7 protein-coding genes and 1 pseudogene are annotated in these 14754 nt (G+C 70.7%); 3 read left to right on the plus strand and 5 right to left on the minus strand.

Annotation, left to right across the window (positions count from 1 at the left end):
- Window positions 1–17: 17 nt before the first annotated feature.
- The 4 genes from KZ820_RS17515 to KZ820_RS17530 form a co-directional block, all read right to left on the minus strand.
- Window positions 18–2591 carry a glycoside hydrolase family 3 protein gene (locus KZ820_RS17515; RefSeq protein WP_219750079.1) on the minus strand — a complete coding sequence of 858 codons (2574 nt, stop codon included), beginning with the start codon at window positions 2589–2591 and terminating at the stop codon, window positions 18–20.
- A 301-nt stretch (window positions 2592–2892) separates the two neighbouring features.
- A complete protein-coding gene (locus KZ820_RS17520; protein WP_219750081.1) occupies window positions 2893–6144 on the minus strand; it encodes a TonB-dependent receptor domain-containing protein in 3252 nt (1083 codons plus the stop codon).
- Between the two features lie 20 nt (window positions 6145–6164).
- Entirely contained in the window at window positions 6165–7187 is a 1023-nt protein-coding gene (locus KZ820_RS17525) for a FecR family protein (protein ID WP_219750083.1), read from the minus strand.
- Window positions 7184–7783 (minus strand): RNA polymerase sigma factor, encoded by a 600-nt coding sequence (locus KZ820_RS17530; RefSeq protein WP_258048308.1) that lies wholly within the window; start codon window positions 7781–7783, stop codon window positions 7184–7186. Before KZ820_RS17530 ends, KZ820_RS17525 begins: the two co-directional genes overlap by 4 nt.
- A gap of 598 nt (window positions 7784–8381) precedes the next feature.
- Here KZ820_RS17530 and KZ820_RS17535 point away from each other — a divergent pair.
- Window positions 8382–10785, plus strand: a pseudogene (locus KZ820_RS17535) (GH92 family glycosyl hydrolase).
- A 202-nt stretch (window positions 10786–10987) separates the two neighbouring features.
- On the opposite strand, the gene KZ820_RS17540 reads toward KZ820_RS17535, so the two are convergent.
- Window positions 10988–12445, minus strand: a complete 1458-nt coding sequence (locus KZ820_RS17540; RefSeq protein WP_219750087.1) for an aminotransferase class I/II-fold pyridoxal phosphate-dependent enzyme — start codon at window positions 12443–12445, stop codon at window positions 10988–10990.
- Between the two features lie 337 nt (window positions 12446–12782).
- Here KZ820_RS17540 and KZ820_RS17545 point away from each other — a divergent pair, with 337 nt between their 5' ends.
- Together KZ820_RS17545 and KZ820_RS17550 are read left to right on the plus strand one after the other, a co-directional pair.
- Window positions 12783–13295 (plus strand): J domain-containing protein, encoded by a 513-nt coding sequence (locus KZ820_RS17545; protein WP_219750089.1) that lies wholly within the window; start codon window positions 12783–12785, stop codon window positions 13293–13295.
- Between the two features lie 460 nt (window positions 13296–13755).
- Window positions 13756–14736 (plus strand): ferritin-like domain-containing protein, encoded by a 981-nt coding sequence (locus tag KZ820_RS17550; protein WP_219750091.1) that lies wholly within the window; start codon window positions 13756–13758, stop codon window positions 14734–14736.
- Window positions 14737–14754: the final 18 nt, after the last annotated feature.

The following is a 14754-nucleotide window of genomic DNA, read 5'->3' on the forward strand; positions in this document are numbered from 1 at the left end:
GCACCGTACCGACGCGCTCACTCCGGCAGGACGGTGCGCTCGCCCGTGATCGTCAGCTCGGTCCAGGCGCCGTCGGCGTCGCCGGGCTGGCCCCCGCCCACGAACAGCCGATAGGCGCCGGGCACGATCGCGCGCGTGCCGTCGCGCGCCACCAGGCTGAGCGAGCGCGGGTCGATCGTCAGCCGCACCTCGCGCGACTCCCCCGGCGCGAGCGAGGCGCGCGCGAAGCCGACGAGCTGGCGCTGCAGCACCGGCACGGTCCGCCCCTGCGGCTGCGGCGCGACCGGGGCGAGATAGGCCTGCACCACCGCGTCACCGGCACGCGCGCCGGTGTTGGTCACGCGCACCGCGGCGCCGAGCCCGGCCCCCGCCGCGATCGTCACCGCCGCGGGCGACGCGGCGGCATAGGCGAAGCGCGTGTAGCTCAGCCCATGACCGAACGGGTACAAGGGCGTGCCGGTGAAGAAGCGGTAGGTGCGGTTCTTCATGCTATAGTCGATGTACGCCGGCATATCGCGCGTGGCGGCGTAGAAGGTCACCGGCAGCCGCCCGCTCGGGCTGATGTCGCCCGCGAGCAGCCGCGCGATGGCGGTGCCGCCAGCCTGGCCGGGATACCAGGCCGCGACCGCGGCGTCGGCGGTCGCCTTGGTCCAGGGATCGGCGATGGCGGCGCCGGTCATCTGCACCACCACCAGCGGCTTGCCCGTCGCCGCCAGCGCGGCGAGCAGCGCGCGCTGCGGCTCGGGCAGCTCGATCTTGGTGCGATCGCCGCCGACGAAGCCGGGCACGTCGAGCCGCAGCGCCTCGCCCTCGAGCGTGGGCGACAGGCCGGCGAAGGCGACCACCACGTCGGCGTCGCGCGCCGCGGCCACCGCCTCGGCCAGCTGCGCCGCGGCGGGCGCGACCCAGCGCAGCCCGATGCCGCCGTCGGCGCTGACATGGTCGAGCTCGACCCGCAGCGCGCGCGGGCGCGCGTCGGCGAAGGTGACGCTCGCCTCCACCCCCTCGTCGCTGCCGCGATCGGCGATGACGGGTTTGCCGTCGACCCAGAGCCGCACCGGGTCGTGGCCGTCGCAATCGAAGCAGCGCGGCACCTCGAGCCGCAGCGTGTAGGTGCCCGGCGCGGGCGGGGTCAGCTGCCCGGTCCAGCGCACCGCGTAGCCGCGGTCCTCGAGCCCGCGCGCGGGCGGCGCGCGGTCCCAGTCGAAGTCGATGACGCGGTCCTGGCGCGTGAGCAGCGGGCGACCACCCGCGATCGCGCCGCGGAAATACTCGCCGCGCAGGCCTGGCCGGCCATCAGCGGAGAGCGCGGTCTCGGGCACCGGCACCGCGACGCCCTCGGCGAGCACGCTGCCCTGCGCGTAGCGGACGCGCGCGGCGCCGAAGCGCGCCCGGATGCCCTCCAGCGGCGTCACCGGCGCCGCGGCGGTCCCGTGGTAATTGGCCTCGAGCACGTCGAGCGAGTCGGCGTTGGCGCCGATCACCGCCAGCCGGGTGCCGGCCGCGAGCGGCAGCCGGTCCTTGTTCGTCAGCAGCACCAGTGACTTCTCGGCTGCCTCTACAGCAAGCGCGCGGTGCGCCGGGGTGTCGACCTGGTCGGGGCGGATGCGGTCCCACCGGCTGCGTCGCCCGAAGGCGATGCCGAGCGCGGCGCGCGAGCCGAGCACGCGGCGCAGCGCGGTGTCGATCTCGGCCTCGCTCACCAGCCCCTGCCGCACCGCCGCGGGCAGCGCGTCGTAGCTCGGCCCGCAGTCGAGGTCGGTGCCCGCGCGCAGCGCCGCCGCGGCGGCGGAGGGCAGGTCGAGCCGGTAGTTGTGGAAGCTCTCGATATAGCCGACCGCGTCGCAGTCGGAGACGATCATGCCGCCGAAGCGCCAGCGCGCGCGCACCCGCTCGTTCAGCAGCGCCGTCGAGGCGCAGGCGGGCACGCCGTGCAGCGCGTTATAGGCGCACATCGTCGACAGCGCGCCGCCTTCGGTCAGCGCGAGGCGGAAGGCGGGCGTGTACGTCTCCGCCATGTCGCGCGGCGAGACGTCGACATCGAAGGCGTTGCGCCCGGCCTCGGGGCCGGAATGGACCGCGAGATGCTTGGGCGTCGCGATCGCCTTGGGGGAAGCGGGGTCCGGCCCCTGCACGCCTCGGACGAAGGCGACCCCGAGCCGGCCGGTGAGATACGGGTCCTCGCCGTAGGTCTCCTGCCCCCTGCCCCAGCGCGGGTCGCGGAAGATGTTGATGTTGGGCGACCACAGGTGGAGCCCGGCGAAGCGCGGCCGCGCCGCGCCGCGGGGCAGCGCGTTGTACTTGGCGCGCGCCTCGGTCGAGACGACGTCGCCGACGCGGCGCAGCAGGTCGACGTCCCAGCTCGCCGCCAGCCCGATCGCCTGGGGGAAGACGGTGGCGACGCCGTTGCGCGCGAGGCCGTGGAGCCCCTCGCTCCAATAATCATAGGCGGGCAGCTCGGCCGCGGGCAGTGCCGGCGCTGCGTTGCCGAGCTGCGCGGCCTTCTCCTCCAGCGACATCGCCGCGATCGCGCGCTCGATCGCGGGTGCGGCGGTGTCGGCCTGCGCCGCGATCAGCAGGAGAGGGAGCATGGCGACAATTCCTAGAGTGTACTGGCAATCAGCTGATCCTCCCCTGCAAGGGGAGCGCGGGCTTTGGCTTGCCCCCGGCAAGCCAAGATGGTGCCTGGGGGGCACCATCTCGCCCGCACTGGCGCGCGCAGCGCGACGGAGGGGCGTCGCCGCCCGCGAGGGCGAAAGGACTCACCACCCGCGACACCCCTCCGTCAGGCCTTCGGCCTGCCACCTCCCCTTGCCGGGTGGGATCGACGAGCTTCTTGTCCATACCGACCCGGATCCGGCCCTCCCCGCCATGCGGGGAGAACCGAGTCGGTCAGAAGTTCGCCCTTAGCCCAAGGCGGAAGGCGCGGCCGACCACGTCGTACAGCGTCGGCGTGGTGATGTTGCCCGGCACCGTCTCGCCGTCGCGGTTGAAGACGTTGTCGACCTTGGCATAGGCCTGGAACGCCGGGGTGAAGCGGTACGACGCCGCGAGGTCGACGTAGAGCGCCCCCGGCACGCGGTTATAGTCGTAGGTCGGGTGGTTGACCGTCGAGACCGGGCAGTTCGTCTGGCAGACGATGTTCTCGTTGGAGAACACGCCCGCGCTGAACCAGCGCTCCTGCACCGTGAAGCTGACCGTGTCGGTGCTCCAGTCCTGCGACGCCAGCACCTTCCAGTGCGGCACCGCGGTTGCCTCGATGTTGGTGCCGGCGAGCTGGCGCGGGATCGTGCCGGGCAGGCCGGTGTCCTGCACGAAGTTGATCGTGTGCGTCGCCAGCCCGCGCAGGCTGAGCCGGCCCGGCAGGCCGATGCCGTCGAGCTTGGTGGTGTAGCTCGCCTCGATGTCGAGCCCGTCGGTGAAGATCGACGCGAAGTTGAACGGCTGCACCGTGACGTACGCCGAGTCGAGGTTGCTCAGGTCGAACGAGCCGCAGGTGAACTGCACGCCGCCGTAGCACAGGTTGATCTGCGTCTGCGCGTCGAGCGCGGAGATGGCGTCGTCGATCTTGATGCGGAAATAGTCGACCGACAGGCTGAAGCCGGGCAGCCAGCTGGCGCGCGACAGCACGAAGCCGACCTCGGTGTTGCGCGCGATCTCCGGGGTGAGCGCGCGGTTGCCGGTGGTGGTCTGCAGCACCGTGATCGAGCGATTGCCGTTGAACGGGTCGATCGTGCCGGTGCGGTTGCTCGTCACCGGCGCGGCGAACAGCTCGGACAGGTTGGGTGCGCGGATGTCGCGCGAGGTCACGCCGCGCAGGCGGAAGCCGTCGAGCGGCGTGTCCCAGGTGCCGCCCACCTTCCAGGTGTAGACCGTGCCCGAGGTGCTGTAGTTGGTCGCGCGCCCGGCTACGTTGAGGTTGGCGCGGCCGATCGACTCGCTGTCGAACAGCGGCGCGTTGAGCTCGAGGTACGATTCGAGCACGTCATAGCCGCCGCTGCCGTTGCGGTAATTGCCCGCATACCAGTTGCCGCCCTGCTGGCTGAGCAGCGGGTCCGCCGGGTAGTCGTCGGTATAGCCGTTCCCGGTCAGCACGCCGTTGCCGTACGGGTCCGCGGTGACGCGGTAGAATTCGTGGCGGAACTCCGCGCCGAACGCGACCGCGAGCGGCCCCGCCGGCAGCGCGACCGGCTCGCCGCTGACCGAGAAGCTGGCGACGTCCTGGGTCTGGCGGGTGTGCTGGTACGGGCCGTTCTGCGGCTCGATGTAGTAGCGCGTCGCGTCGGTCGGCGCCTGGCCGCCGAACACGTTGAGCGGGGAACAGCCGCTCGCCACCGCGACCGGGTCGGCGCAGGTGATCACGCCGTTGGCGCCGCGCACCGCCTGGATCGCGGCGCGGTAGCGCGGCATCAGCGGGATGTTGTTGACATTGATGTCGGTGATGCCGGTGCCGTGCTCGTAATAGGCATCGTAGCGCCAGTCGGTGCCGAACGCCGCGACCTTGCCCTTGGCCCCGACCACGCCGCGGTACTGGTGCCGCCGCGTGTTGACGTCGATGAAGTCGAACATCGGGTTGACCGTGCCGAAGCGGAAGCTGGTGATGCCGTTGGCCGCGCAGGCCGACTGGATCGCCGCCGGCACGAACGGATTCGAGCATTGGATCGTCAGGTTGTCCTGCGCCGAGCCGGGGTTGGGCGTGTTGCTGGTGTCGACGCGCGCGACGTTGAGCGTGGCGTAGATCTCATTGTCGGGATCGACGTCGAACCCGATTCGGCCGTAGGAGTTGAGCCGCGTGATCTCGGACTTGAAGCTGTTGCCGTTGGTGACGCTGCCGCTGAGATCGCCGCCGATGCACGAGCCCGGCAGACAGCCGGTGCCGTAGCGGAACGGCACCGGGTTGCCGTTGACATCGAAGGCGGTGCCCGCGAGCGGGCCCGCGTTGATCAGGCCGTAGCGCCCGAACAGGGTCGACTGGACGTGGTCGCGCACGAGATACTGCGGCAGCCCGTCGGTGGTGATCCCGCGGTTCTGCACGCCGCGCGCGACCAGCCAGGTGCGGCCGTTGGGCCCGTCGCCGTTGGGATCGTTGCCCACGCCGAAGCCGGCCGAGGGGATGCCGTCCTCGTGGCTGTACTCGCCGCTGACGATCAGGTGCAGCCGGTCGCCCGCGAGCGACTTGCCCGCGGCCGCCTGGACGGTCCAGTTGGCGTCGTCGCCGTAGGTGCTGATGCCGCCCATGACGTTGGCGCGGAAGCCGGTGAAGCGCGTGTTGGTGACGAAATTGACCACGCCGCCGACCGCGTCCGAGCCGTAGGAGGCCGAGGCGCCGCCGGTGACGACGTCGACCCGCTCGATCAGCAGCTGCGGGAAGAGGCTGACGTCGGCGACGCCGGTGACGTTGGCACCGACGACGCGCTGGCCGTCGATCAGCGTCAGCGTGCGGATCGGCTGGAGCCCGCGCAGGCTGAGCGTGCTGAGCCCCTGCACGCCGGTGGAGGTGCCGTTGGCGCCGACGGTCGCGCCGGTCGAGCCCTGGAGCGCGGGCAGCTGCGCCACCGTGGTGAAGACGTTGGGCTGGGCGTTCTTGGTGATCGCCTCGTAGCTCAGCACCTGGGTCGGCGTCGGCGCGGTGAAGCCGCTCGACACGATGCGCGAGCCGGTGACGACGACGTCGCGCGCGGGCTCCTCCGCCTGGCCTTCAGCCGGCACGTTGGCGGCGGTGGTGCTGCCGGTCGCGCCGTCGGCGGGCTGGTCGGTGGTGACGCCGGGGGGCAGCTGCGGCTCGCCCGCGGCCACCTGCCGCGCGCTCGCGCTCGCCGGCGCGCTCACCGGGCCGAACATCGCCGCGACCGGGCCGAGCACGACATAGGTCTGCGGCCCGCTGCGCTGGGCGCGCAGCCCGGTGCCCTCGAGCAGCCGCGTGAGCGCGGCGTCGACGCTCATCGCGCCGCGCACCGCGTTGGTGCGCTTGCCGCGGCTGAACGACCGCGCCGCGACGATCTGTACCCCGGCCTGGCGGCCGAGCGCGGTGATCGCGCTCTCGGCCGGCTGCGCGGGTATGTCGAACTGCTTGGCCTGCGCGATCGCCGGCTGCGCCGCCACCACCATCGCCGCGCCCGTCGCGAGCCACAGGTGCCGCCTCATTCCCCCCATCATTCCACTCCTCACGGTCTCGTTTCTTTCCCGTGCTGGTGGAGAGACATGGGCGAGGAAGTTCCTTCCGCGTCGGATACGATGTTCGCGTGGCCGATGCGGATCGCCGCGGCGTCGGACGTGTCGAGCGGCACCCCGAAGCTGTCGTGCAGCGCCTTGGCGAAGCCCTCCGGATCGTCGGTGCGGAAGATGCCGTCGATCTGCTCGCCGGCGAGCCGCGGGTCGGCGAGGACGAGCTTGCGGCGGTTGTAGCGGTTGAAGTCCTCGACCGCGTGCGCGACCGTCTGGCCGCTCAGGTCGATCGCGCCCGAGCGCCACGCCAGCGCGCGGTCGACCGCCGAGGGCGGCCCGTCGCTGATCCGCACCGCCGCATTGTCGCCGAAGAAGGCGCTCTGCCCCGCGACCAGGCTGGTGCGATAGCCGTCGGCCTGCGCCGCCCAGACCTGCACCACGCCCTCGGTCACGATGATGTCCGCGCCGCCGTCGCGGCGCCGCACCGAGAAAGCGGTGCCGACCGCCTGCACCACCACCTGCCCCGCCTCGACCACGAACGGCCGCGCGGGATCCTTGGCGACGCGGAACCACGCCTCGCCGCTGGCGATGCGGACCTCGCGCCGGCGGCTCGCCAGCGTCACCTCGATCTGCGTGTCGCTGTTGATCGTCGCGGTCGAGCCGTCGGCGAGCGGGACGCGGCGGATCTCGCCGATCTCGGTGCGATAGGTCGTGCCCCCGGCGAGCCACAGGAACCCGCCCGCCACCGAGGCGGCGATCGCGCCGCCCGCCGCCATGAACAGCCCGCGCCGCCGCACCGTCGCGCGCGCGCGCGGCGCCGGCGGGTCGAGCGCGACCCAGCAGGCCTGGGCGTGGAGCAGCGCGCCGCGGCGGCGCGGGTCGGCCGCCATCCATTGCTCGAGCAGCACCTCGTCCGCGGCCGACCAGCCCTCGGCGTCGAGCCGCGCGACCCAGGCCGCCGCCTCGTCCGCGATCGCGCCCGCGCTCTGCCTGTTCCCCGAACCTGTCACCGGACCCGTCATCGCCGACGCCCTCCGCGCTGCTCGTGCTCGCCCATCAGATCGTCCGCGTCCTGCTCGGCCTGGCTCCAGGCCTGGCGCAGGAACCGCACGCCGAGCCAGACCTGCTTCTCGACCGCTTTCTCGGTGGTGCCGAGATGCTCGGCGATCTGGCGCTGCGACCAGCCCTCGATCTTGCGCAGCTGGACGATGCGGCGGCAGCGCTCGGGCAGGCGCGCGATCAGGTCGAGCGCCTTGCCATAGGCCAGCCGCCCCGCCGCGAGCTGCTCGGGCGAGGGGCGATCGTCGTGATAGGCGTCGATCTCGGCGATCGTCTCGAGCGGCACGATGCGCTGGCGCTTGAGCCGCCGCACCAGCAGGTTGCGCACGATCGAGAAGAAATAGGCGTAGGGGCTGTCGATGTGATCGACCGCCTCCAGCATGGCGAGCCGGCAATAGGCCTCCTGGATCAGCTCGTCGGAATCCTCGGGGGCGGCGCCCGCGCGCCGCAGCCAGGCGCGCACGCGATGTTCGTGCGGCAGGATCTCGCGCGCCACCCAGACGGCGGTCTGGCGCCTGCGCGCGGCGTCGATCGCGCCCCCTGCCGTCCCGCTCGCCATCTCGCCCTTTCCGGTTCCTCGCTCGTGCCGCTGACGGTTGAGAGGCTCGGCGCGGCGATTTCCTTCCGCGCCGCCGGCACGGGTGCGGGCGGCGATAGATGATTGCCGACGCGAGGGACGCGTACCATCGTCGCGCGGCGGGGTCGCGATGATTATGCTGGTGGCGAGACCGACCCGCCCGGTCGACGTCGGCCCGGCGCGAACGGGGCGCGCCGACGCCGCTGGAGCAGACCGCACCAGCCGTGCCGCACATAGGTCGGAAAAGACATTTAAGGTGGTGTCATTCGCCCCCGAACGCGCCCGCCGTCAGCGGTGCAGCTTCACCAGCGCCCGTGGTCCTGATTACGCAGGCGAGCAGGCGCGTGGTCCATTGGCGACGCGCCTGCTCGATCCGGTAGAGTGGGAGGGAAAGGCAACGCACCATTCGCAAGCGGCGCGAACCTCGGGCTGCTTGCCGCCAGCTACCGCAGCCTCGGCTGAGGCTCGTGCCCGTCCGCGGGCGACTTAAAAGCGACGTCGTTTCAGCGCGAAGAGCTCGGTTGACCGAGCCTGTGCTCAGCTTAAGATAGCCGTCTTTCTTAAATATCCGGAGACGGCGATGGTCCGCTATGGTCTGGCAGCTGCCACCTGCCTGAGCCTCACGGGACTCGCCGTGGCGCAGCAGGGCAGGCCATCGACGCCCGTCGCCGACGTCAACCCTTTCATCGGCACCACCAACGGCGGCAACGTCTTTCCCGGCGCGACACGGCCGTTCGGCATGGTCGCGTTAAGCCCCGAGCTCACGCCGCTGCCGGGCAAGCGGCTGCCGATCGCGGCGCCGGGCGGCTACGAGTGGCGCGGCAACGGCGTGCGCGGGTTCAGCCTGACCCATGTCTCGGGCACGGGCTGCGCCGGCGCGAGCGGCGACGTCCCGATCATGCCGGTCACGATCCCGGTCGAGCGCTCGCCCGCTTCCGTCGAGGCGGGATTGAGCTACGCCAGCTTGCTCGACCACGCCGCCGAGCGCGCCTCGCCGGGCGCCTACCACGTCACCCTCGACAACGGCGTCACGGTCGATCTCGGCGCGACCGAGCGCAGCGCGATCGGCCGCTTCGCCTTCCCCGCGGACAAGCCCGCCAATCTCCTGTTCCGCACCTCCGACAGCGAGGTCGGCAGCAGCGACTCCACGATCCGCATCGATCCCGCCGCCCGCACCGTCAGCGGCACCGTCACCTCGGGCAATTTCTGCGGCTATCTCGCGGCGGACCGGCGCGAGAGCTACTACACGCTCCACTTCGTCGCGCAGTTCGACCAGCCCTTCACCGTCGGCGGGACGTGGCGGGACGACCGCGTCAGCGCGGGCGCGTCGAGCGGGGGCGGGGGCACCGGCTATGGCGATCGCGGTCACCCGCCCGTGGGGCGCGGGGCGGGCGGCTGGGTCAGCTTCGCCCCCGACGCCGCGCGCGCGGTGACGATGCGCGTCGGCGTGTCGTACGTCGACGAGGCGGGTGCTCGCCGCAACCTTGAACGCGAGAGCCCGGCCGGCGCCAGCCTTGACTCGGTACAGGCCGCCGGTCGCGCCGCGTGGGAACAGGCGTTGGGCCGCATCCGAGTCGAGGGTGGCGCGCGCGATGAGCGCACCGTCTTCTACACCGCGCTGTACCACGCGCTGATGACGCCCAACCTCTACAGCGACGTCGACGGTCGCTATCGTGGCTTCGACGCCGCGGTGCACGCGCTCGCGCCGCGGCAGCAGGCCCAATATGCGAACTACTCGGGCTGGGACGTGTATCGCTCGCAGCTACAGCTCGTCACGCTGCTCGACCCGCAGCGCGGGTCGGACATCGCCCAGTCGCTGCTCAACCAGGCCGAGCAGAATGGCGGGACGTGGGACCGCTGGACGCATCTCACCGGCGCCACCGGCGTGATGAACGGCGACCCGTCGCCACCCTCGCTCGCCGCCATCTACGCCTTCGGGGGGCGCTCGTTCGACCTCGCGCGTGCCTATGCCTCACTGCGTCGTGCCGCGACGGTACCCAGCGCCAAGGACCTCGACCGCAAGGGCTGCCCCGTGCTGTGCGTCGGGCAGCGGCCCGGGCTCGATCAGTGGCTGAAGCTGCACTACATGCCCGTGGGCGCGCCGGGCTGGGGCACGGTGTCCGACACGCTCGAGCTCGCCGCGGCCGACTTCGGACTCGCCGAGCTGGCCCGCCACGCCGGGGACCACGCCGGCGAGAAGCTGTTCCGCGCGCGCTCGGGCTGGTGGCGCAACCTGTACAATCCCGCGGCGACACCCGCGGGCGGCTACCTCCAGCCGCGGCGCGCCGACGGCAGTTGGCCGCGCTTCGATCCGTCGTTGGACGAGGAGATGGTGGAGGGCAGCGGGGCGCAATATCTCTGGATGGTGCCGTTCGACCCGGCGGGGCTGATCGACGTGCTCGGCGGCCGTGCCGCGGCGTCGCGCCGGCTCGACGCCTTCTTTCGCGCGCCCGACGGCGGCTTGGCGGTGACGAAGGCGGGGCCGCTCCACGCCGAGCTCGACAACGAGCCGTTGATCGCCTCGCCCTGGACCTATCTGTTCACCGGTGAGCCGTGGAAGACGCAGGAGACGGCGCGCGCGGCGATGCGGCAGATCTGGACCAACACGCCCGCCGGCATCTCCGGCAACGACGACCTGGGGCAGATGTCGTCCTGGTACGTCTGGTCGGCGCTGGGCCTGTACCCGCTCTATCCCGCGCGCCGAGCTGGTGATCGGCAGCCCGCTGTTCCCGCGCGCGACGGTCGAGCGCCCCGGCGGCGTCCGGCTGGTGATCGACGCGCCCGGCGCTGCGCCCGACGCGCCGTACGTCACCGGGCTGCGCGTCGACGGCCATGCGAGCGACCGCGCCTGGCTGCCCGCCGACGCGGTGACCCGCGGCGCCACGCTCTCCTTCACCATGGCGCGTCAGCCGGACCGCTCCTGGGCGACGCGTACCGTGCCACCGTCGTTCGGGCCGAGAGCAGGGCGAGTGGCGAGGCGGTGATGAGGCTGCGCGTCGCCCCCGCGGCACGATGCGAGTGGCGATCGGCTCGCTGAGGTCAGCCTGCACAAGCGCTCGGCTGCCGCCGATCCGCTCGTCTGCTCCTCGTCTGGACCAGCGTCTGCCACAAGCGTTACCGGCGTCGCGTGCGATGCCGACCGTGGTCGGATGCTAGGTACCCGCTCGATCGACGATAAGCTTCACCTTAGCTGACGACCCTCAGGGTGGCCTCGGTCGGATCTACCGGGTCCATGATGAAGGCACCGGCGTCACGCTGCGCCACCAGCCAGGCGACGTGCTCGGCCGAGATACGCTGGCCTGGAACGAGCCGAGGCACGCCCGGCGGTGCCGGGGCGATCATCTCCGCCGCGATCCGTCCGGCGGCGTCTTCATATCGCACCATCTCCGCCGGGCCGTTCAGCGCGCGCGGTCCGGGCATGGCCATGTCAACCGACAGCGTCGCGACCGACGGTATCGATCCCAGCGGTGGCAGCAAGTCAGTCTCGGCCTCGAGACGGGCGAGGAGATCGCTGAGCGCATGCTCCAACGCTCGAAGATCGGCGCGGGTAGTGCCGAGGGAGATCACCGCCAGAAGGTGTCGTGCGTCGGACAAGCCCACGCTCACGCGATGGTGCGCGTAGAGCCAGTCGTCGACCGCGTAGCCGGCGACGCTCAACGCCGATACGTCGATCAGGATCTTGGTCACGTCGAGGTCGGCTCCCGCGGGCAGCTCCGCCGGGCCGAGCACGCGCAACGGCGTCATGGCCGCGATCCGCTCGCGAGCGCCCTCGGCCAGCGCGACCACGTCGGACCACAACTGCTCGCCGCGCAGCGCGTGATCGCGCCGGGCCGCATCGAGCGAGGCAAGAATCGGTACCGACGGGCTCGTCGTCTCGAATAGCTCATATGCCATCCACAGGCGTTGCCGATCGATCAGCGCTCCCTTGGCTACGATCACCGATCCCTGTGCCAACGCTCCCATCGTCTTATGGGCACTGTAGACGGCAACATCAGCACCCTTCGTCAGCGCGTCGTCGGGCAGCACGGTGCAGAAGGCGAAAGCGCCGCCCCACGCCGCGTCGACGATCAGGGGAATGCCATGATCGTGGCAGATGTCGGCCAGAGCGGCGATGTCGCTCGTCACGCCATAATAGGTCGGGCTGACGAGCACGAACGCTCGCGCGGCGGGATGGCTCGCCAGCGCTGCGCGCAGCACCTCCGGCGCAACCCCGTGCTCGATATCACGCTCGGCATCTATGATGACGGGGACGATGATGGCATCCAGCCCGGCCGCGAGAGCGTAGGTGCGTTCCGCCTTGTGCGCGTTCGCCGCGATCAGGATCGTCTCCCCTGGAGCGGCGACCGCGGCCATCACCGTATGAAGGCTCTGCGTCGAACCGCCAGTGACGAAGCGACAGAAATCAGCGTTCCATGCCTCCGCGGCGATCTCGTGCGCGCGCTGCAGGGCGAGCGCGCCTTCCGTGCGGTCGTCCAGCCCCTTCGGTGTGAGCACGTCCGCGCGGAACAGCCGGCGGCCGAGCAGGCCGCGAAGACCGTTCGGCATGGCGGCGCCCTGGTTGTGGCCGGGTGCGCCGAACCCGACGGGCGGGTTGCGCTCGATGCTCGCAAGCGCCTCGACGAGAGGCGCACTTTTCTGATCCATGCCGCATGACCCATCACTGCACGCGTGCGACCTGGGTCAGGCGACCACGACGAGGTACCACGCGTGTCAGCGACCTCGGTTATTCAACCAGATCACACGATCGTCGTTCCGAACGCCTGAAAAATCAGTTGCCTAGTCTTGCTGTACTCACTCCGGGATGGAACCCGGCGCTGACGCTGACGGGCAGGTAGGACCGCTGCGTGACCGAATGAGGGAGAGTGATAACAAGTCGGCGGCGCCGAAAGCACGACGAGGTGGATCGGATCGTCGGCGATCGAACTGTTGGCACCTACGGCCGCGCGTTGCATCACCGAAGAAGGCCCGGTTATGAAGAGCTATGGCTCTTTCACCCGATTATTACTCGGTCCTTGGGGTACCCTCGACGGCCAGTCGCGACGCTATCCATGCGGCGTGGAAAGCGCTGCTTCGTCAATATCACCCAGATGCCAACCCCGGTTTGGACGTCTCTGCGCGTGCTAAGGAGATCAACGAGGCCTACGCCGTGTTGGGGAAAAACGAAGCACGCGCCGCCTATGATCGCTCGCGGATCAGGCCGTCTGCCCACCGAGCGACGGCGAACCGCCCGTTTCAGCCCAGGAAAACTGGCAGGCGCCCGATGCGGCCCTACCCGTCGATGCAGCCCGGCGCTAGCTTCTCGCGGCCGCTGGCGACCAATGAATGGCTGATGGGCCTTTTCCTGCTGATTCTCACCGCCGCACCGATCGCTACGATCGTGGTTCTGTATTTCGACGAGTCCGGAGTGGCGTCTACGGTCCGACGCAGCGATGCCGCTCGCCCCTTGCCTGAGCCTGCTGCACAAGCGGTTCGCCGCTCGTCCGGCGCAAACTAGGACTCGCACAGCCTGCTTCATGGACGATCGCTTATTCTCGGCGATCGACTCCGCAGGTTCAGCCATCAGAAGCGGTCGCGACGCGCGGATGAACCGGCGACCGAAGGCCGTAAGCTGGGAAGGAAGCGGGGTCGTCTGCTTCTGGGTCTTGGCTAGCGTACTGGCCGCTGCTCATTTGCCCTCCGGATGGCCCGCACGACTAAGCTCATGATGACGGGGTTCTGCCGCGATGGAACGTCGTCGCCCGCGATCGAGCATGACCGGTGCGGGTGGCGCAGTATCTCGACGTCATTCGCGAACGGTCAGCATGCGCCGACACGCACGCGGACCGAAGAAGTTCCCGAGCGCGGAAATATAAACATTCGTGTCCCAAGACATCCCGTTCGATCCCGTCGCCGTATCTCTCGGCGCTCGCGCGTGGGGACATCGCCCTCTCCTGTGAGCCTAGGGAGATGCCACAATGAATGAAGACGATCTGGTCATCGACGCGTTTGAGGCACGCGCCCAGCGACGCCACGACCGCCGCGCCCTGTTCACCGCGGCGCTCGGCGCCGCCGCGGTCGGTTCCGCCTTTGCTTACTCGGATCCCGCCCTGGCCCAGTCCGCGGTGACCGACGCGGACGTGCTCAACTTCGCGCTCAACCTTGAGTATCTCGAGGCGCAATTCTATCTGTACGCGGTCAACGGCACGGGGCTGCCCGCGACGCTGACCGGCAGCGGCAGCACCGCCGGCGGCACGGTGACGGGCGGCGCGCAGGTCGACTTCACGACCGATCCGACCGTCGGCGCCTATGCGCGCGAGATCGCGGCGGACGAGCAGGCGCACGTCAACTTCCTGCGCACCGCGCTCGGTTCGGCCGCGGTGGCGATGCCCAACATCAACATCTCGGGCGCGGCCGACGGCCCGTTCACCGCGGCGGCGCGCGCCGCCGGCGTGGTCGATTCCACGAGCGGAGTGTTCAACCCCTATGCCGACCCGACCAGCTTCCTGCTCGGCGCGTACATCTTCGAGGACGTCGGCGTCACCGCCTACAAGGGCGCCGCGCCGCTGCTCAGCAACAAGACCTTCCTCGAGGCCGCGGCCGGGATCCTCGCGGTCGAGGCCTATCACGCCGCGATCGTCCGCACGACGCTGTACGCCAAGGGCGTGCCCGCGCTGGTGGAGGCGACCGAGAAGATCTCGGCGGCGCGCGACGCGCTCGACGGCAGCCCGACCGAGGATCTGATCCGCGGCATCGCGCCCAAGGACGATGCCGGCATCATGCCGAGCGGCAGCGGGGCGACGCTGACCTCGAACATCGCGCCGCTCAACGTCAACGGACTGGCCTACAGCCGCAGCACCGGACAGGTGCTCAACATCGTCTACCTCAACGCCGCGACGGCGACGATGGGCGGGTTCTTCCCCAACGGCGTCAACGGCAACATCCGATCGACCACGTGAGCGTGCGGCGGCTCCCCT

Source organism: Sphingomonas citri, assembly GCF_019429485.1.
In the GTDB taxonomy this organism is placed as follows: Bacteria; Pseudomonadota; Alphaproteobacteria; order Sphingomonadales; family Sphingomonadaceae; genus Sphingomonas; species Sphingomonas citri.